This window comes from Polystyrenella longa (assembly GCF_007750395.1).
GTDB classification, from domain to species: domain Bacteria; phylum Planctomycetota; class Planctomycetia; order Planctomycetales; family Planctomycetaceae; genus Polystyrenella; species Polystyrenella longa.
The window spans coordinates 582,825-599,876 of sequence record NZ_CP036281.1; the positions used below are offsets into that span (position 1 = coordinate 582,825).

The 17,052-nt window shown below is 50.0% G+C and carries 18 protein-coding genes; 5 read left to right on the top strand and 13 right to left on the bottom strand.

Annotation, left to right across the window (positions count from 1 at the left end; all coding sequences use genetic code 11):
- Window positions 1–43: 43 nt before the first annotated feature.
- The 10 genes from Pla110_RS02140 to Pla110_RS02185 form a co-directional block, all read right to left on the bottom strand.
- Window positions 44–448, bottom strand: coding sequence for a FoF1 ATP synthase subunit delta/epsilon (locus Pla110_RS02140; protein WP_144992729.1), 405 nt, complete (start codon window positions 446–448; stop codon window positions 44–46).
- A gap of 94 nt (window positions 449–542) precedes the next feature.
- The gene (atpD, locus tag Pla110_RS02145; protein WP_144992731.1) at window positions 543–1,991 is read right to left on the bottom strand and encodes a F0F1 ATP synthase subunit beta; all 1,449 of its coding nucleotides are present in this window, start codon (window positions 1,989–1,991) and stop codon (window positions 543–545) included.
- An 87-nt stretch (window positions 1,992–2,078) separates the two neighbouring features.
- Complete coding sequence (atpG, locus tag Pla110_RS02150) at window positions 2,079–2,954, bottom strand: ATP synthase F1 subunit gamma (protein WP_144992733.1); 876 nt, start codon at window positions 2,952–2,954, stop codon at window positions 2,079–2,081.
- Between the two features lie 57 nt (window positions 2,955–3,011).
- Window positions 3,012–4,520, bottom strand: coding sequence for a F0F1 ATP synthase subunit alpha (atpA, locus tag Pla110_RS02155; protein WP_144992735.1), 1,509 nt, complete (start codon window positions 4,518–4,520; stop codon window positions 3,012–3,014).
- Window positions 4,471–5,112 (bottom strand): ATP synthase F1 subunit delta, encoded by a 642-nt coding sequence (gene atpH, locus Pla110_RS02160; protein ID WP_144992737.1) that lies wholly within the window; start codon window positions 5,110–5,112, stop codon window positions 4,471–4,473. Before atpH ends, atpA begins: the two co-directional genes overlap by 50 nt.
- 76 nt (window positions 5,113–5,188) lie before the next feature.
- Window positions 5,189–5,860 (bottom strand): F0F1 ATP synthase subunit B, encoded by a 672-nt coding sequence (gene atpF, locus Pla110_RS02165; protein WP_144992739.1) that lies wholly within the window; start codon window positions 5,858–5,860, stop codon window positions 5,189–5,191.
- A 178-nt stretch (window positions 5,861–6,038) separates the two neighbouring features.
- Window positions 6,039–6,284: an ATP synthase F0 subunit C gene (gene atpE / locus Pla110_RS02170; protein ID WP_390620506.1), complete on the bottom strand. Its 246-nt coding sequence runs from the start codon at window positions 6,282–6,284 to the stop codon at window positions 6,039–6,041.
- A gap of 219 nt (window positions 6,285–6,503) precedes the next feature.
- Complete coding sequence (gene atpB, locus Pla110_RS02175) at window positions 6,504–7,397, bottom strand: F0F1 ATP synthase subunit A (RefSeq protein ID WP_144992741.1); 894 nt, start codon at window positions 7,395–7,397, stop codon at window positions 6,504–6,506.
- A 49-nt stretch (window positions 7,398–7,446) separates the two neighbouring features.
- A complete protein-coding gene (locus Pla110_RS02180) occupies window positions 7,447–7,872 on the bottom strand; it encodes a hypothetical protein (protein WP_144992743.1) in 426 nt (141 codons plus the stop codon).
- Window positions 7,869–8,210, bottom strand: coding sequence for an AtpZ/AtpI family protein (locus Pla110_RS02185; protein ID WP_197440448.1), 342 nt, complete (start codon window positions 8,208–8,210; stop codon window positions 7,869–7,871). Before Pla110_RS02185 ends, Pla110_RS02180 begins: the two co-directional genes overlap by 4 nt.
- Window positions 8,211–8,984: 774 nt before the next feature.
- Between Pla110_RS02185 and Pla110_RS02190 the strand changes: the two genes are divergently transcribed.
- The 4 genes from Pla110_RS02190 to Pla110_RS02205 all read left to right on the top strand — a co-directional run bounded on the left by Pla110_RS02190 (window position 8,985) and on the right by Pla110_RS02205 (window position 13,224).
- Entirely contained in the window at window positions 8,985–10,028 is a 1,044-nt protein-coding gene (locus tag Pla110_RS02190; protein WP_144992747.1) for a DUF4912 domain-containing protein, read from the top strand.
- 503 nt (window positions 10,029–10,531) lie between these two features.
- The gene (locus Pla110_RS02195) at window positions 10,532–11,863 is read left to right on the top strand and encodes a replication-associated recombination protein A (protein WP_144992749.1); all 1,332 of its coding nucleotides are present in this window, start codon (window positions 10,532–10,534) and stop codon (window positions 11,861–11,863) included.
- Between the two features lie 147 nt (window positions 11,864–12,010).
- A complete protein-coding gene (locus tag Pla110_RS02200) occupies window positions 12,011–12,451 on the top strand; it encodes an SMI1/KNR4 family protein (protein ID WP_144992751.1) in 441 nt (146 codons plus the stop codon).
- A gap of 341 nt (window positions 12,452–12,792) precedes the next feature.
- Window positions 12,793–13,224: a hypothetical protein gene (locus Pla110_RS02205; RefSeq protein ID WP_144992753.1), complete on the top strand. Its 432-nt coding sequence runs from the start codon at window positions 12,793–12,795 to the stop codon at window positions 13,222–13,224.
- A 40-nt stretch (window positions 13,225–13,264) separates the two neighbouring features.
- On the opposite strand, the gene Pla110_RS02210 is transcribed toward Pla110_RS02205, so the two are convergent.
- Window positions 13,265–13,504 (bottom strand): hypothetical protein, encoded by a 240-nt coding sequence (locus Pla110_RS02210; RefSeq protein WP_144992755.1) that lies wholly within the window; start codon window positions 13,502–13,504, stop codon window positions 13,265–13,267.
- 124 nt (window positions 13,505–13,628) lie between these two features.
- Here Pla110_RS02210 and Pla110_RS02215 point away from each other — a divergent pair, with 124 nt between their 5' ends.
- A complete protein-coding gene (locus Pla110_RS02215; RefSeq protein WP_144992757.1) occupies window positions 13,629–14,078 on the top strand; it encodes a hypothetical protein in 450 nt (149 codons plus the stop codon).
- Window positions 14,079–14,386: 308 nt separating this feature from the next.
- Here Pla110_RS02215 and Pla110_RS02220 read toward each other — a convergent pair whose 3' ends face one another.
- Both Pla110_RS02220 and Pla110_RS02225 read right to left on the bottom strand, forming a co-directional pair.
- Complete coding sequence (locus Pla110_RS02220; RefSeq protein ID WP_144992758.1) at window positions 14,387–15,688, bottom strand: neutral/alkaline non-lysosomal ceramidase N-terminal domain-containing protein; 1,302 nt, start codon at window positions 15,686–15,688, stop codon at window positions 14,387–14,389.
- A 360-nt stretch (window positions 15,689–16,048) separates the two neighbouring features.
- Entirely contained in the window at window positions 16,049–16,888 is an 840-nt protein-coding gene (locus Pla110_RS02225) for a DUF6250 domain-containing protein (protein ID WP_144992760.1), read from the bottom strand.
- Window positions 16,889–17,052: the final 164 nt, after the last annotated feature.

Genomic DNA, 17,052 nt, shown 5'->3' on the forward strand with positions numbered 1-17,052 from the left:
GCGTGATCGTCACTGAAGTACGTCGTGCTCGTCAAAGGTGTTTCTATTTGGAGCGAGCTGCGGCTTTCAGCTGGCGAGCTCGTTCCTGGTCTTCGTAGCGGGCTTTGATTTCGACATCGCCAGTTGCTTTTCGGTCGCGGGCTTCCTGGAAGTCTGCTTCGGCTGCCGCAGCATCGATGTTTTCCGGTTTGATGGCGCGGCTGGTCAGAATGGAGACTTCACTCCCTTTGACCTGCACGAATCCACCGTCGATGTAGTAGACCGTTTCGACTCCTGTTTCGGAATGAAAACTGAGTTCACCGTAGCCCAGGCGTCCCACCATAGGAGCGCGGCCCGGCAAAATACCGATCTGCCCGTCGATAAGCGGGAAGCGTAGTGAACTGACCGGCGCGTCTAAGAGCGTTTTCTCCGGAGTCACCAGCACCAGTCTGATTTCGTTCGTGGCCATTTTAGGTCTACAGGATTAAAGGTTATGTTTTCAAACAGGAAAAACAGTTTGGGAGGTCAAAAGAAGACCTTCAGGACTGCGGAACCGGCATCGATTAGCCGTTGGCTGCGGCCATTTTTTCAGCCTGTTCGGCTGCTTCCTGAATTCCACCGACATACATGAAGGCAGATTCTGGCAGGTGGTCCCATTTTCCTTCGCACAGTTCTTCGAAACTGGTGATCGTTTCTTCGAGCGGAGTAATTTTACCCGCTTTACCGGTGAACACCTCGGCAACCAGGAACGGTTGCGACAGGAATCGTTCAATACGGCGAGCACGATGCACCACGAGTTTGTCCTCTTCGCTCAACTCATCGACACCAAGAATGGCGATGATGTCCTGCAGTTCGCGGTAACGTTGCAGGGTTTGCTGAACCTGACGGGCGACTCGGTAGTGGCGTTCGCCGACGACCTGCGGTTGCAGAATTCGTGAGGACGAAGCGAGTGGGTCGATGGCCGGGTAAATCCCTTTTTCAGAGATTTTACGTTCCAGGTAAATGAAGGCGTCCAAGTGGGAAAACGCAGTCGCTGGAGCAGGGTCGGTTGGGTCGTCCGCTGGCACATAAACGGCCTGCACGGAAGTAATAGCCCCTTTGGTGGTCGAAGTAATTCGTTCCTGAAGTTCACCCAGTTCCGTTCCCAGCGTAGGCTGGTAACCCACCGCAGACGGCATACGTCCCAGAAGTGCGGACACTTCCGAACCGGCCTGTGAGAATCGGAAAATGTTGTCAACGAAGAGCAGGGTGTCGGTACCGGTTGAATCACGGAACCATTCAGCCATGGTCAGCGCGGACAGGGCAACACGAAGACGAGCTCCAGGGGGTTCGTTCATCTGACCGAACACCATACAAGTTTGTTCAATCACGGAGCGTCCGGTATCACCAATTTTGGTTTCCTGCATCTCCAGCCAGAGGTCGTTTCCTTCACGAGTACGTTCACCCACACCCGCGAACACGGAGTAACCACCGTGAGACGAAGCGATACGGGCGATCAACTCGGTGATGATGACGGTTTTACCAAGACCAGCACCACCGAACAGCCCCGCTTTACCACCACGAACGAACGGGGTGAGCAGGTCGATCACTTTGATCCCAGTTTCGATGAGTTCACTCTTGGAAGTGAGGTCTTTCAACGCTGGAGCGTGACGGTGAATCGGCCATCTTTCGGCAGTGGCGACTTTTCCACGTCCGTCGATAGGTTCGCCAAGCATATTGAAAACGCGACCCAGAGTCTCTTTACCAACAGGTACGGAAACCGCTGCTCCGGTGTCGGTCACTTCCATACCGCGGGTCATTCCGTCGGTCGAACCTAAAGCGACGCAGCGGACACGGCCACTACCGAGGTGTTGTTGGACTTCGCCAGTCACATCGATCTTGACCCCTTTGATGTTGGTTTGAACCTTTACAGCGTTGTAGATCTCCGGCATGCTGTCGGCGGGGAACTCAACGTCGAAAGTCGAACCGATGACCTGGGTAACCAATCCTGTTTTTTGTCCGTTTTCAGCCATTATCTTGTCTCTGTTCTGAATCGAAACGTGATTCGGACCTTGTTAGGGAGTAACGTGTGTTGATGTATCTGCAGGTAAATCTGGCGATTACTCGAGTGCGGCGGCACCACCGATGATTTCAGCCAGTTCGCCTGTAATTTGAGCCTGACGGGCCCGGTTGTATTTTTGTGACAGATCACCAATCATTTCTTGAGCATTTTCGGTCGCTCGTTTCATCGCCACCATTCGGGCGATTTGCTCACTGACGGCGGCGTCGAGGAAGCATTTGAATAAACGGGCTTTGAATGCGGCAGGAACAATTTCTGTCAGAATTTCTTCCGCCGAAGGAAGAAATTCGTATTCCACAGCCTGACTGGTTTCTTCAGTCGATTCCGTCAGTTGAGAAATCGGCAGTAAGGTTTCGACAACCGCTGTTTGTCGTCCAGCGGATTCGAATTTCGTGTAAGCGACTTCCAACCGATCGAGTTTTCCGCTGATATATGCTTGAATGTAACGATCAGCGATCGCTTCGATTTCTGCATAGGCAGGGTTGTCTTCGAAGTTCGTGTACGCCTTGTGGATGGCCTCGCCTTGAAACTTCAGGTACGAAACCCCACGTTTTCCTGCGACTTCGATATCAAGATTGCCATCAGTGCTTCGATTATCGACTCGCAATCGACGAGTTACATGTCGGAGAACCGAACCATTGTATCCGCCGCACAAGCCGCGATTCGAAGTCAGAATCAGTAGGGTGCTGTTTTCGATGGAATCATGTTTCTGAAGCAACGGATGACTGAAGGTCAGATTCGCTTTGGACAGGTCCGAAACGATCTCGGAAATCTTCTTGGTATATGCCGCTGCTTCCGACGCACGGTCCATGGCTTTTTTGAATCTCGCTGTAGCGATCAATTCCATTGTCCGCGTAATCTTGCGGATGTTCTTGACCGCCTTCAGGCGTTTCACCAGTTCACGTGTGTTGGCCATGACTTATTAAATCTTAAATCTTAGCGTTAGGAATAGACATTCAGGTTAGGAAAGGATTCAGGAAGCGATTCGCTCTTTGAACTCTTTAAGAGCTGCTTTGAGCATATCTTCGGTTTCCGGTTTGATCGCTTTGTCACTTTCGATCGCATTCCAGATTTCCGATTTTTCATCGCGGATAAAGGCGAGCATTTCTTGCTCGACGCGAAGAACTTCGGGAATAGGAACTGAGTCGAAGTAACCTTTGGTACCGGCGTACAGAGCAACGACCTGATCGACGACGTCCATCGGGCTGTACTGATTCTGTTTCAAAATTTCGACCATACGGTAACCACGATCAAGCTGACCTTGAGTCGCTTTGTCGAGGTCGGTACCGAGTTGGGCGAATGCTTCCAGTTCGCGGAAGGCCGCCAGGTCAAGTCGCAGTGAACCGGCGACTGATTTCATCGCTTTCGTCTGGGCGTTGCCACCCACACGAGAAACGGAAATACCAACGTTAATCGCAGGGCGAACCCCGGCGAAGAACAAGTCAGGTTCAAGGTAAATCTGACCGTCGGTAATTGAAATCACGTTGGTCGGAATGTAGGCGGAAACTTCCCCTTCGAGTGTTTCAATGATCGGCAGAGCCGTCATGGAACCAGCGCCGAGTTCGTTGTTCAGTTTCGCCGCTCGTTCGAGCAGGCGGCTGTGACAGTAGAACACGTCGCCCGGATACGCTTCACGTCCCGGAGGACGACGCATCAGGAGGGAAAGCTGACGATAGGCTTGGGCCTGTTTGGTCAAGTCATCGTAAACGATCAGTGTATGTTTGCCGCTGTACATGAAGTACTCGGCCATGGCGGCACCCGCATAAGGAGCGAAGTACTGCAGTGGAGCAGGGTCGGAGGCCGAGGAGGCGACGATGATCGTGTAGTCGAGTGCATCGTGTTCCCGGAGGGTCTCGATCACACCGGCGACGGTGGAACCACGTTGACCACAACCGACATAGACGCAAATGACGTCTTTGCCTTTCTGGTTGATGATCGCGTCGAGGGCGATGGTTGTTTTACCCGTTTTTCGGTCACCAATGATCAGTTCACGTTGACCGCGTCCGATCGGGGTCATGGCGTCGATCGCCTTGATACCGGTCTGGAGAGGTTCGGTAACTGGTTGACGTTCCGCAACACCAGGAGCCGGTGTTTCGACCGGGCGGCGTTCGCTGGTAACGATGGGGCCTTGTCCGTCGAGTGGGTTTCCAAGTGGATCCACCACGCGGCCGATCATTTCGGGACCAACCGGTACGGAAAGCAGCTCACTGGTTGTTTTGACTTCGTCCCCTTCAGCGATTTCCAGGTAGTCACCTAAAATGATGACCCCTACGGAATTCTCTTCCAGGTTGAAGACGACGCCGGTCGTGCCGTTGGAAAACTCGACCATCTCTCCCGCCATCGCGGAAGACAGGCCGTAACAACGGGCAATACCATCACCCACTTCCAGTACATGACCGACCTCAGAGGTTTCGATCTTGCCCTCGAAATGCTCAATTTCCTTCTGTATTACAGAAGCGATCTCGTCCGCTTTGAATTTCATGAAGACCTCTCTCGCGTAATTGACCACGCAGTTTTTTCAGGCGCGTCCGCAAGGAACCATCGTAAACTGTATTTCCCACCCGAATGGTCAAACCACCAATCAGGTCTTTGTTAATATCCGTTTCCAACACCGGTTGGAACGGTAAGACTGCACTAAGTTTTTCGGACAGGTAAGTCAACTGACTGTTGTTGAGCGGACGGGCAGTGGTAATGAAAACCCGTTTTTTACCCTGTCGCTGATTGTTCAGTTCGACTGTTTCGGCGTAGATACCCCGAAACAGCTCGACTCGATTCTTCTGAGCCAGCACTTTCAGGAATTTTCCGAACGTACTGCTTCCATGTTGTCCCAGCATTCGATCGATCAAACCGCTTTTTTCTTCCCGGCTGAGTGCCTGAGTCGTCAGCAATTTTTCGAAACGAGCATCCTTATCCAGTACTTCGGTCAAGAATGATTCGTATTCCGCCATCGCTTCATCAATATTTCCGGCAGCAGCACCGAGAAAAGCCTCGGCATAGACACGGGCAATCGCCTGCGCACTGGGATCAGCCAGAACGCTTTGTTGCTTGGTTTTCAGAGATTTCTGACTGGCCATGTTGTCTATCGCTACCAGATGATGAGAAGTTAAATGACAGGATGTATTTCGAAATCAAACCGACTGGAATCAGGAATTACCCTTTGGCCGGAAGTTGCGCGAGGGCTTCGTCGATCAGACGGTTCTGATCTTCGGCTTGTAGCGCCCTTCCCAGGACATGTTCGGTTGCGATGGCAACCTGTTCGGACATGTTGTCGAACAGTTCTTTGATCGCCTGGTTTTTGGCTCGTTCAAGATCTTCCAGCGTACGTTGACGCAAGCCTTCGACATCTCGTTGTGCTGCAGCCATCAGTTTCTGACGGACTTCGTCCGCATCACGATGAGCTTCTGCAATGATCTCTTTCACCTGATCCTGCGTCGAGGCAAGCTGTTGCTTGTGATCCGCGAGCATTTTTTCCGCTGACAACCGCGCCGTTTCCGCCGCAGCAATGTTTTCGCGGATACCGATTTCCCGTTGCTTCAGCCCTTCGTTGAGCGGTGTCCAGGCAAATTTACCTAGAACCAACAAGAAGAGCAGGAAGGTTACGAACGACCAGATAACCAGGTCTTCCTCTATACCAAGTGGGGGGCCTTCCTTGTCGTGAGCTTCGCCTTGAACATCCCCTTCTTGCAGATCTTCCTGCACTTCAACGGGGTTCACTGGCTCTTCATCTGCAGACACCAAGGTGGGGCTAAGTCCGGAAGGGACAATGCCGACTGCCATGGAGAACACGGAGAAGACAACAACGATTGTAGAGAGGTATCTCAACACTGAACTTCCTCGCCACCTGGGGGAGAATCGATAAGGTGAAATGAAACGAACAGACCAGAAATATCAGGTCAGTACGAACAGTCCATGACCAACGGCCATGCGGATCCCGTTCGAATACAGGCTTCATCGAATATCAGTTCAGTTGGGAACGTCGATTGATGAAGCCGGAAACGAACTAACCAGCCAACCATGCAAAGATGATCGCGAAGAATGTAGCCCCTTCGATCAGGGCTGCTGCGATGATCATCGCGGTTTGGATGTTCGATGAGTTTTCTGGCTGACGAGCCATGGCTTCTACTGCGGACCCACCAATTTTACCGATACCGAGTCCGGCACCGAGAATGATGAGGCCGATACCGAGGCCGGCGGTGGACATAACAGCGACAGTATCGCCATCTGCTGCCATTGCGGGGACGGACATGGCCAACAGAGCGCCAAATGTCATCAGACAAGTACGAAGAGACTGGCTCACTTGTTTTCTCCTGTGTGTTGTCAAAAAAAATCTTGAATGGAGTTTGTAAACGATACTCAGCCGCTGCAGTAACGGGCTGAACTGAACAATATGTAGTTGTTTTGGTTGTCGCTGTTTTATTTAACTGTTGAGACAGTACGTCTCTGGTTAATTAATTCGTGTTTAAAACTAGTGCGGGTTGACCGAAGCAGAGATAAACAGAGTCGCCAACATGGCAAAGACGTAAGCCTGAATAAAGGCTACGAGCAGTTCCAGAAGGCCAATGCCAATTTGACCGGCGATGCTGGCAGGCGTGACGACTAAGAACAGGAGGGTTCCCTGTTGAGCCGCCATCCCAATGAACATCAACATGACACCCAGTACCGTGTGGCCACCCATGATGTTGGCAAACAATCGAATGGCGAGTACAGCGTGTTTAATAAAGAACCCTAGAAATTCAATGACCCAGATCATCGGGACCAGAAACAGTTTCATTCCAGGAGATAAATCCATCGTAGGGCAGAGTGACGCGAAAAAGCCGGTCACTCCGGATGTACTGACACCCGCGTAAATTGTCATCAGGAAGGCAAAAACCCCGAGGACGCCAGTGACGTTAATGTTCCCTGTGGCGGAACCCATCATGGGAATCGCACCGAGCAGGTTGCAGATTAAAATGTAGAAAAAACAGGACCATATAAATGGAAGGTACTTATCAGCGGGATGATCGACTCCGTCGTTGTGATGAACTTGAGGGTCGTGAACACCGCCGCGGTCGTGTTCGTCATGGTCACCGTGCGGATGAGCATGAGGGTGTCCGATAGTAGGTCGGACAATTTTGTCTCGAACGTATAGTGCAATCGCTTCCCACGCATTCCACCACCAACCGGTCACTGGCTTGCCGCCACGCACTTTCGAGGCTAAGCCACGAAACACGATTAAACAAAACAGGAACGCAATCGTCTGCAGCACCATGAACTTGGTGATTTGAAAATCACCAATCGCGGGTAGATCGATTTTCTCACCGAACGGGAGTTCGAAGTAAGGGAAGTCCCGAACGTGATGGAAAGTGTCCTCGCTGGCCATTATTTCCGTCTTGCAGTCGAAGTTGAGTGGTCAGGTAACAAGTGTAAGACTATTGCTTATATGGGGAGTCGTTAGATTCGCCAGCCCGGAGAACCAGGATTGTTTCTCTCGTTTCGATCACCAAGGTGAACAGAAACAGTAGAACCAGCCAAACGACAAATTCTGATGGGGAAGAATAACGGTTGGTCATTTCCATGTAGAGAAAACCGATCAGGGCACAGGCCATTCTGATGCTGGAACCTATCAGGAAATGGATCGCAACTTTCGTTGAATCACCATACCGTTTGTAGATGAGAAAGACTAGCCAACCGGGGACCAGACACAAAAAAGCGGCAAAAGTTAAACCTTCCAGTCCCTTTGTACCTGCCAGATAATAGGCGGGCACACTCAATAGCACTGCCAGAGCAGTAGTCCCTAGGGTTAATCGTGTGATCGAGTAACCCCGAGGGGTAGGACGTTCCGGAGGGTGATTCACTTCTTCGTGTCACTCGGCCCTGTATCGCTCGGTGGAGAGCTACTCGTTGAAGAATCGTTCTGCGAAGAGCGATTCTCTTTTGAGTGGGGGCCGTTCGGTTTAAAGTTGGACGTGTTAGAGTTGCCGAGGCGTTTGGTCAGTTCGAATATCATTTTCATTCCGACCACAAATCCAAGGGCAGCTCCGACGAGAACCAGCCAGGGAGATGTACCCAGTTTCCAGTCGAGCCAGTATCCCCCTAGCGGGGGCAAGGCGAATGACATTCCGATTGTCGAAACTTCATTCGCCACTTGCATGGCGGCGACCATGGGGGGCTTTTTGTCCGGAGGACGTTTCATGCCATATCTCATTGGTTGGAGATGGTCGAACCTGCAATAAGCTTCATTACTTCTGCAACTTCTTTCTCATCTACGGGGGAGTCTACGCAGGCTACAAAGCGATGTCAAAGATGCCAGCTCTCAGAATATTTTATATTTCCGGATTCTCGAATGTGAGAGCCTGATTCCCATTTTTCGCGTGTTTGAGGCGAGACGACCGTAGTGTGCGAATGTTGCTCCACGGCTCCGATTGGGGGCTCTGGGATTGAAAATCATCTTCAGTACCGGTACAAATGTAAGTGGAAACTTTTTCCCATTTCATTTTCAGCTCGCGATTCCGCGTGTTGAGTCCCGCCGGGAATTATCGCTGGCACTGCATTTCATTTTCCCTATCAGCGACGTCGTTCTCGATCATTATTCTTAGATCGCTCTATTTTATAATCGCTGTGTTTACGTGATTGACCCGTTCGGGTGGTTGCCTCTCAGCTCACATCATTTCTGCTTAATTCATTCTCTATATCTTCCTCCCTGGATTTCGCGAGAAGTTCGCCGATCCAATTTCGGTCGTCCATTCTTTAAGAATGCATTGCATCACGAAGTCTTACGCGGCAAATGGTCGTGTATTGAACATATTGTGCTGATTCAATTTCTGTCTGCGCTCCAGAAATGAGCGATCTCTAATTTGGTGATCGTTCCATGAGAAAGGTGTTTTTGCGTCTTTCGCTGGTATTTTGCGGGCAGGCAATTGGCGACGACGATCTCTGATTCCTGACTATCTTCGGGGGGCTCTTCATCATGATGCTGGAAGAATTGCGGGAGCATTCTCGTAAAGAGCTGGCTCAAATGGCCAAAACGCACCGAATTCGTGGCTGGCACCTGCTCAAGAAGGAAGAGCTGATCGAGCGGCTCATGAATGCTGGAAATATCGATGACGAGCTTCAGGCTAGGGAGAAGTCGACTGATTCGTCGGCAACGTCCAATCGTTCCGGAGTTAAGTTGATACGTCACGATCCGGGACGCGAAACGGGGAAGCGAGCTCTATCACTGCGAGCATCTGAAAGCCAGGTTTTGACAGCTCAGGCGGAAACCGACGAATTGGAGATTGAATTGCTTAGCTCGCACTGGTTCCGGCTCCGTTGGGCGTTGTCGCCCCGAACGCTGGAGCGGGCAGAAGTCTCGCTGGCAGCGGCCTGGAGTACGGTGAAACCGGTTTTGCGGCTTTTTCAAGTTGATCTCGAACCGGCCGGTACGTCGCAGGAAAGTCAGATCGACCAGGTCGAAATCTCGGATCGGTTTCGCGAGTGGTATTTCCCTGTACCTGAACCGGAACGGCGGTTTCGTGTTAAATTGGGCCTGCTGACTGTGGATGGACGGTTCTACCAGCTTGCCTGCTCAGAAAGCGTCGATACACCGCGGGAAGTCTCTCGATCGGCCATTGTGGACGGCTTGGCTGAAGTCGAAACGGGAGAAGAAGATGGTGGAAGTGAGGAGTTAAACGATTTGAAATCGATTGCTCAGTTGATCCAGGGGCGATCCAGTCATCCACGAACTGTTGCAGCGACCGGCGTTTTTGAAGTCGAACTGGAATGGACTTTAAAAGGAACGGGCGATCCGCGCGGCGTGGTGACAATTCTGGGCGAGCCCGTGGAGTTGGACAGAAACGGAGCCTTTGAAGTCTCCATGCCGTTTGCGCCGGGACGCGAGGTGATTCCCGTAGTGGAAACAACCGACGAAGGACGCAAAAAACAGACTGTCGTACTGACCGTCGAGTTGAACCGGCGTAAGCTTGAACCGCAGATTTTGGGAATGCGGCCTGATTTGGATGATGAAGATGAGTAGTGACAGGGTGGCTTGGTGCGTTAGTTTCAGACACTATCGTGGTCATTTAGAGGAAAGCGTCGTTCCGTTTGAGAACGCTGAATGTTGCGAATCGATGTAGAACAGGTTAAACGTCAAGAACATTCTGGGATTCGTTTTTCGACCTGGAACCAAAATCAGGAATCGTCACTTTCCCGCTTGTCCGATGCGCAGGCGCGGGATACGATGTGGGTGTGATTCTCAAGGAGTCACAATTATCAAGGAGTCACCAGGCGGCAGCCTTAACGGGAATGAAATCTGATTTTGTTCTTGCCGAAGTCTGCCCCCTGGCCTCTACCTTGGCAATTTCTGGTTCGAATGTAGACCCTACAAGCATCTATCCGAAGGGAACCCTAGTCTGTTGAGTCTTGGATCATACCGGGCATGTACCCGGGTCATCCGGTCTTTTCGCGGGGTACCCACTTTAGCTAATTCGGGTCTAATGCAAGTCGTTAACCAGTCTGTCTCCAGGTGGAGGTTTTTTTATGGACTTATTTAAGCAGCTTGAGCAGGGCCATTTGGAGTCAGCCCAACCGCTCGCTGCACGCATGCGACCTCGCTCGCTGGATGAGTATGTGGGGCAACAGCATTTCCTGGGGGAAGGAAAACTGCTCCGCCGCATGTTGCAGGCGGACCGTATTTCTTCTGTCGTATTCTATGGCCCGCCAGGAACAGGGAAGACCTCTCTGGCCGAGGTCATTGCCAATCACACCAAATCTCATTTCGCTCGTTTGAATGCGGCCGCCTCCAGTGTAAAAGAACTGCGCGTACAACTGGAACGAGCGCGGCAATTTTTGGAAACCTCGGGCGAGCGTTCGCTCTTGTTCATCGACGAATTGCATCGCTTTAATAAAGCTCAACAGGACGTACTGCTTCCCGATGTTGAATCGGGCGTCATCCGACTTATCGGAGCGACGACGGCGAATCCGTTTTTTTCGCTCGTTTCCCCTCTGGTAAGCCGTAGCCAGGTCTTTGAATTCAAGGCGTTGGAACGCGAGGACATTCTCACTTTACTAAACAGAGCACTCACGGACAAAACCAAAGGGCTCGGTCAGTACCAGGTACAGGCTGATCCCGAGGCCCTCGACTTTCTGGCCGAAATTTGTGATGGCGATGCCCGCCGGGCGCTCAATGCACTCGAGATCGGTGTTCTCTCTCTTCCGGAAGAAGAGAAGTTGTTATCGTTAGAAGTCACGCAGGAATCGATCCAGAAAAAAGCGATTCAGTACTCGGCCGATGGCGACGAACATTACGATGCTGCCAGTGCGTTTATCAAAAGTATGCGCGGCAGTGACCCCGACGCGGCCATCTACTGGTTGGCCCGTATGATCGAAGCAGGGGAAGACCCCCGGTTCCTCGCGCGACGGATTGTGATTGCCGCAGCGGAAGATGTCGGTAACGCCGATCCTCAGGCACTGGTGATCGCCAATTCGGCTGCGGCGGCAACGGAGTTTGTCGGTTTGCCGGAGGCTCGAATCATTCTATCGCAGGCAACCATCTATGTCGCACTCGCCCCCAAGTCGAACGCCTCATACGTGGCGATCGACAGCGCTTTAAAGGATGTCCGCGAGCAGCGCGTGATTCCTGTACCGGTTCATCTGAAAGATGCCCATTACAGCGGCGCGAAAAAAATGGGACATGGCGAAGGATATGCTTATGCCCACAACTCGAAGGAGGGTTGGGTCAACCAGGATTATCTGGGAGTCGAAAAAGAATACTACCAACCTGTCGAGCGAGGATATGAAGCCACCCTCCGCAAACGCCTTGAAGAATACAAACGCCGCAAACGAGAGGCCCAACAGGACGGGGAGGAGTGAAGGGGGGATGTTTGACTACAGACTCTGTTACTGAATCGGGTCTTCTTTCGGTGGACATCGCATTGCAGTCAACAGGCCAAGTTGTTCTGTGTCTTTGTGGAACAGGTCCTAAATTCTGAGCAATATCTAGAAGAAGAGTTAAAGTAGATGAGTACAGATTATTCAGATATTAAGAATTGGATTGAACGACATCCTCAAAGTTTTGGTTTCATCCCCACGCCACCAGAATTAATCACGAGTCTTAAATCTGATTACAAGAATATACCAGAAGCTTACGTTGACTTTCTGGCCGAATTTGGTGGAATGAGTATAGGTAACTCATTTATGATATACAGATCTATTGTATCGCCTTATACAGTCTTTAGAGAACGTGCAAAAGAATTTGGAAACGTACTACTAATAGGCGACGATTACGCTGGGTTATCAATCGGATTTGATGTAGGAGCCAATTGGCGTTTAGTCTCAATTGACAGCGAGACTGATGAGGTTGATGATTTAACCTTGTATTTGGATAAAGAAGAGGAAATTGTTGCAAATAGTTTTGAAGAATGGATCAAATGTCTAATCCCTTATCTTTTAAGCGACTGAATGTTACTTTTTCCGGTCAACATCAAGGCGGAACTCTATTCGGTTGGCGAAAGCAAAATTCTTCTATCCAGCAGACTTCTGTTCGTATGCATGGCCCATTCTGGACGCTGGCAGATACCGTTCCAACGACGGATGAAGTTTCGGAGGCATAGCGTTGTTTAAGACTTCGTTGAAGAGGCATGTCGATGCAGTTGCTAGTCCAATCAGTTTCGTGTTTCTATGGTTTTGAAACTGCCTCTGGTCACATTGTTGAGCTTTCTGACGAAAAACATGCTTAGCGCAGCTTGAGAGTTCTTTGGAACGACTGCCAAGTATATCAGCCCTAATGGAACTCAGAATTCATGAACATTGAAATTCCATCAAGCCATCTTACGGGGTCGTATCCGGGTGATCAAAAACGGCTGCTATTTGTTTCAATTCTGAAGATGTGTATATTTTACGCCTGTGTTCATTTTGTGTTGTGGGTAATGGCAATGGAGTTTTCCTCCTTTCGCCCTACCTTTTATGCATCCCTGCACTCGTTTACGGCCCTGGTTTTGTCGTTGCTCGGGATAGTCCCATCAGATCATCTCTTTGCATTTGGACTATTTATTCTCCCTCTGGTAAGTGCGGTTTTAAATATTTTTGTAATCGCAGTGGGAGGTTTCGTGGGAGGACGGATTGCATTCCATCGCAACCGTTTGATTTCCAGACGCGATGTCTACTGGGGAGGTGGGGGAGCCTTCTTATTAATAATTCTTATCAACTTGATTGCCGAAGTATGCTTTTTCTAACTTGATAGTCGCTGTGTGCCTTCATTACTTCGACATTAAGCTATCGTATCTTTGATTCACCTAACAAATGGCTAATTGAACACATCAAGTTTTCGGTTTCGGGCGCAATGTGAAAAAGCTTTACAGAAGGAAATAAAGAGTCATCGTAGGTCGGCAGATAACCACTTCCACTGATGCGGCCTACTTCAGGTTCGTGCACAATTGCAAAAGCCGCTTCATTTTTCTCGACATTCCGGTGAGTCTCTCTGTCGGCAACTACCCATACCAGGAGGTCGGTCATGTTTACACTCTCTGAAGATACATCCGGTGATTTTCAGAAGCGTTTCGACAAGTTCTACGATACTGTCTTAAAGAAAATCAGCTTTGATTATGACACTAGTTCTTGAAATGATTGGTTCTTTAGAATGAAACATGACATTATACCTCCATTCTCAATCGTCCCTTTTGTAGGTTACGGTCCATTTCGATTTGGAATGAGTAGCGCCGAGATCGCAACAGTCTCATCTTCTGCGCCTATCACAGATACGCAGCTAATCGAAGGGACTGAAACTTTTGAGAGTTTTGAAACTTATCCTGAGTTAGATATTCAACTCGTATACAACTCTGAAGATTCACTTTCCTTAATTGAACTCATGGAACTATCGTCACCAATCTTTATGGATGTCGATATATTCGGGACTCATTTTTCTGAAGTTATGAATGGACTAAGGAATTGTGGAATTACTTTTACCCAGCCTTTTGATCGGTCGATGTACCTTAGCCTCGATAAGGGGGTGGGTCTGTACGTTCCTTACCAAAACAAAATCGAGTCTTTTTCACTTTTCTGCAGAGGCTATTATGATGCCAATTTGTAATTAATCTTGTCGAATGTATGGTAGGACGGTATGCATTTTCTCTGGTATGAAGACGAAGATAAGGTGGGAGTCGACTTAGGCTGTTTACTTGATCCTCCGGTAAACATTCAAAACCTGAAAGAAGCAAATGCGTATGTTTGTGCTCATTCTGTCAAATGGAGCACGAGTCCGTATACTCCAAGTTATTACGAACGTTTTCCAACCTCCTGAAGATCGTCGTTTATTCGTTCGCCTGACTATGGGTGAACCGGGCTCGATTTCAGGATAGGCTCTCGGTCATACCGTTCCAGTTTTCACGCAAATGACTCTCACTCCGGCTGGGGAGCTTCTTTCGCCAATCGCAGGCCCTCTTTGATGAGGATCTCTCCGGTCTGTTCGCCGAGGGAGGTTTGCGAGATGTATTTGTAGCGTGGGAAACTGTAGTAATCGACCTCGGTCATAATGTAACCGAAAGCGTCATTCGTGAGCCCGAATAGCACATTGTGTTTGCCGTTCATTTTACGCTTAAGATAGAACCCGATATTCGGTAGCGCCTCTCCGGGGATCGTCAATATCTGAATGTTTCCCAGGTTGATCAGGTTCACCTGAGTGGAGATGCTTTGATCGTCGTTGTGTGGATAGTTGAGGGGCGAAGCGGTAATAATCGCCCACATCAACGGAGAATCTACGGGGAAGCGAATCTGTTCCGCTTTGCAATAGAGGTCTGGATTCGATTGCTCTTTCGCAGGTTTGATAATTCGCAGCGACTCATCGGCCATCTGATGTCCGATCCGGAGGCATTCCTCCCAGGTTCTCTGATCCTGCCAGTAACCACGTCCGTCTTCTTTCGGTTCCTGTAGGTTTCTGTTGTCGGCGGTCACCATTCCCCCCTGGGCACCATTCATAAACAGAGCCATTCCCCCCGCTTCGCTTTCAATCTTGTCGCACATAGGTCCAATACAATCCGGACTGACTATCCCAGGGCCTGTTCCTAATACTTCAGGATGAAGAGCGTAGTTCACCAGCGTGACGATGGGCTGATGATCGGCGTCGACAGCTTGAATGACGGACATCCGCCGGTCATATAAATCAGGAGCGTAATAGTTGTAGGCAATCCGACCTTCTGCTTCCGCCGTGTTCACTCGAATGGAGGCGGGTTGGCGATTCAAGTATGCCTGCTTAATTGCCTCGACGATTTGATCGCAGACGAAATCCATGTATTCCAGATCGCCAGTGTGGCCCCCCGTTGCGGGGTTTGGGAATGCATAACAATCCGGAGCAGAATGAGTGTGCGACGCACCGACCAGGATGTTCTCGCCAGGGATATCGCGGATGCGTTCCCGCACACGATTGGACAATACGCTCGGGAATCCGAGCAGGTCCAGCCCCACAATCGCGACCCGCGTTTCTCCCTGTTCCAGCACCATCGCGCGGGCCGTCAATTCTCCCTTCTTGCTTGTCGCTTCCCGCCCCGGGCCTACACCACCGGAGATTGGCAGCAGGGGATCAGGTGTGATGACTGTCTTAGCGGCGCCCACTTTAAAATCGGCATAAGCGGGGACGGTCACCAACGAAAATGCGACCAGGAAGCAGACAGAGATAGCAATCAGAGTCCAGAAGGAACGGAACATGATGAGCGTGTCCTTGAGAGGTGAATGGGTATTCAGAATTGGCATCAACATCTTAAAGCAGCTTGCGGTCGGAACCAACAGGCAATCTGAAAATGTCTCACTGGTTCTTTGTTAATTAAATCGTTTCTAATCTTCATGCTCCTCTCTTAAGGATATTTCGCCGATGATGAAATCGAGTGATTTGCGAGCGAAGCTGAGGAGGGATTTGTAAAAATAGATAACGAAAATTATCGATGTCCGTTAACCTTCTGCTTATTTCTATAAGTCGTGTTTACCAAATCAAAAAAGCCCATCGTTCCATAAGAAACGGTGGGCTTTTTTTTGTTGCAAAAAACGGACTGAATCAATCAGTCTGTTTTATTATCTACGCCAGCGGGAATGTCCCCAGCCGGAGTTGTCGCACAGGTTGAATAGGTCGTCATTTTTGAAGATGTTCAGGAAGGAACGGAAATGATGTCCGAACCCGGACGGTTTTTCCTGGACGGTGAAGTTGTCGAACTGGGTGACGGTGTTGTAGGTCATCATGCCCACTTTGCCATCGTTCAGTTTGTCACGTCCTTTGAATTTGGCATCGAGAACTTCTTCACCATCGACCAGGAGTTGGACCTTTTTGTTTTTCACAACAACGTCGAGGTGGTAAGTTTTGTTAGGATCGATAGAACCTTCACCGGTTTCGTCCAGGTCGACCTGGGCGATTCGCTCGGAGAAGTCACCATCGAAGTGGCCGATGACCCACTGGTTCTGACCAGCGAAGAAACCAGCGAATTTGAAATCGGTATCGCTCTGGTAATCAAAGACGATAAATCCATCGAGCCAACGATTCAGTCCACCGACAGCTCGTACATCAGCTGAGATGGTGAACTTCTTGTTGAGGCGACCAGGGACGTCGATCACAGCGGTGGCGAGTCCTTTGAATTCCTGGCCGTTGGTCTGGTAGACCATGTTGCCGTTTGCGTCAGGAACGACAGACCAGAGGTCCGGATCGTTGACGGTGAAGTCGTCGGCAGTGCCATCTTCGAAATCTTCATCGACAGTTGTTTGGGGCCCGAAGAAATGGGAGCCTGACAGCATCAGCTTAGGCTCCAGCGTTTCCAGTTGATAGGCGTGAGAATTGACGCCTGCTGCGAATTTGCGAGAACTGATTCCACGTCCATCCGTCTTTTTTTGCCAGAGTCCATTCAGGGTAAGTCGATCCAGCATGTTTTTGGTCCTTAAAAAAAATGGTTTGCACCTTTGGAGGAAAAGTTTAAGGTATATCAATTCTGTACAAATGGAACGTGTATAAATAGTCCGGAATACCGTTTTTTTGTTAAAGCAGGAATAATTTCCGCAACCGGAAGTTTGGCGATCCGGATAGTCGAGCT

What these genes read in the sequence shown, in the direction of transcription:
- Pla110_RS02140 (WP_144992729.1), bottom strand. Translation starts at nt 448, where the DNA reads ATGGCCACGAACGAAATCAGACTGGTGCTGGTGACTCCGGAGAAAACG.
- atpD (WP_144992731.1), bottom strand. Translation starts at nt 1,991, where the DNA reads ATGGCTGAAAACGGACAAAAAACAGGATTGGTTACCCAGGTCATCGGT.
- atpG (WP_144992733.1), bottom strand. Translation starts at nt 2,954, where the DNA reads ATGGCCAACACACGTGAACTGGTGAAACGCCTGAAGGCGGTCAAGAAC.
- atpA (WP_144992735.1), bottom strand. Translation starts at nt 4,520, where the DNA reads ATGAAATTCAAAGCGGACGAGATCGCTTCTGTAATACAGAAGGAAATT.
- atpH (WP_144992737.1), bottom strand. Translation starts at nt 5,112, where the DNA reads ATGGCCAGTCAGAAATCTCTGAAAACCAAGCAACAAAGCGTTCTGGCT.
- atpE (WP_390620506.1), bottom strand. Translation starts at nt 6,284, where the DNA reads ATGTCCGTCCCCGCAATGGCAGCAGATGGCGATACTGTCGCTGTTATG.
- atpB (WP_144992741.1), bottom strand. Translation starts at nt 7,397, where the DNA reads ATGGCCAGCGAGGACACTTTCCATCACGTTCGGGACTTCCCTTACTTC.
- Pla110_RS02185 (WP_197440448.1), bottom strand. Translation starts at nt 8,210, where the DNA reads ATGAAACGTCCTCCGGACAAAAAGCCCCCCATGGTCGCCGCCATGCAA.
- Pla110_RS02190 (WP_144992747.1), top strand. Translation starts at nt 8,985, where the DNA reads ATGATGCTGGAAGAATTGCGGGAGCATTCTCGTAAAGAGCTGGCTCAA.
- Pla110_RS02195 (WP_144992749.1), top strand. Translation starts at nt 10,532, where the DNA reads ATGGACTTATTTAAGCAGCTTGAGCAGGGCCATTTGGAGTCAGCCCAA.
- Pla110_RS02200 (WP_144992751.1), top strand. Translation starts at nt 12,011, where the DNA reads ATGAGTACAGATTATTCAGATATTAAGAATTGGATTGAACGACATCCT.
- Pla110_RS02205 (WP_144992753.1), top strand. Translation starts at nt 12,793, where the DNA reads ATGAACATTGAAATTCCATCAAGCCATCTTACGGGGTCGTATCCGGGT.
- Pla110_RS02210 (WP_144992755.1), bottom strand. Translation starts at nt 13,504, where the DNA reads ATGACCGACCTCCTGGTATGGGTAGTTGCCGACAGAGAGACTCACCGG.
- Pla110_RS02215 (WP_144992757.1), top strand. Translation starts at nt 13,629, where the DNA reads ATGAAACATGACATTATACCTCCATTCTCAATCGTCCCTTTTGTAGGT.
- Pla110_RS02220 (WP_144992758.1), bottom strand. Translation starts at nt 15,688, where the DNA reads ATGTTCCGTTCCTTCTGGACTCTGATTGCTATCTCTGTCTGCTTCCTG.
- Pla110_RS02225 (WP_144992760.1), bottom strand. Translation starts at nt 16,888, where the DNA reads ATGCTGGATCGACTTACCCTGAATGGACTCTGGCAAAAAAAGACGGAT.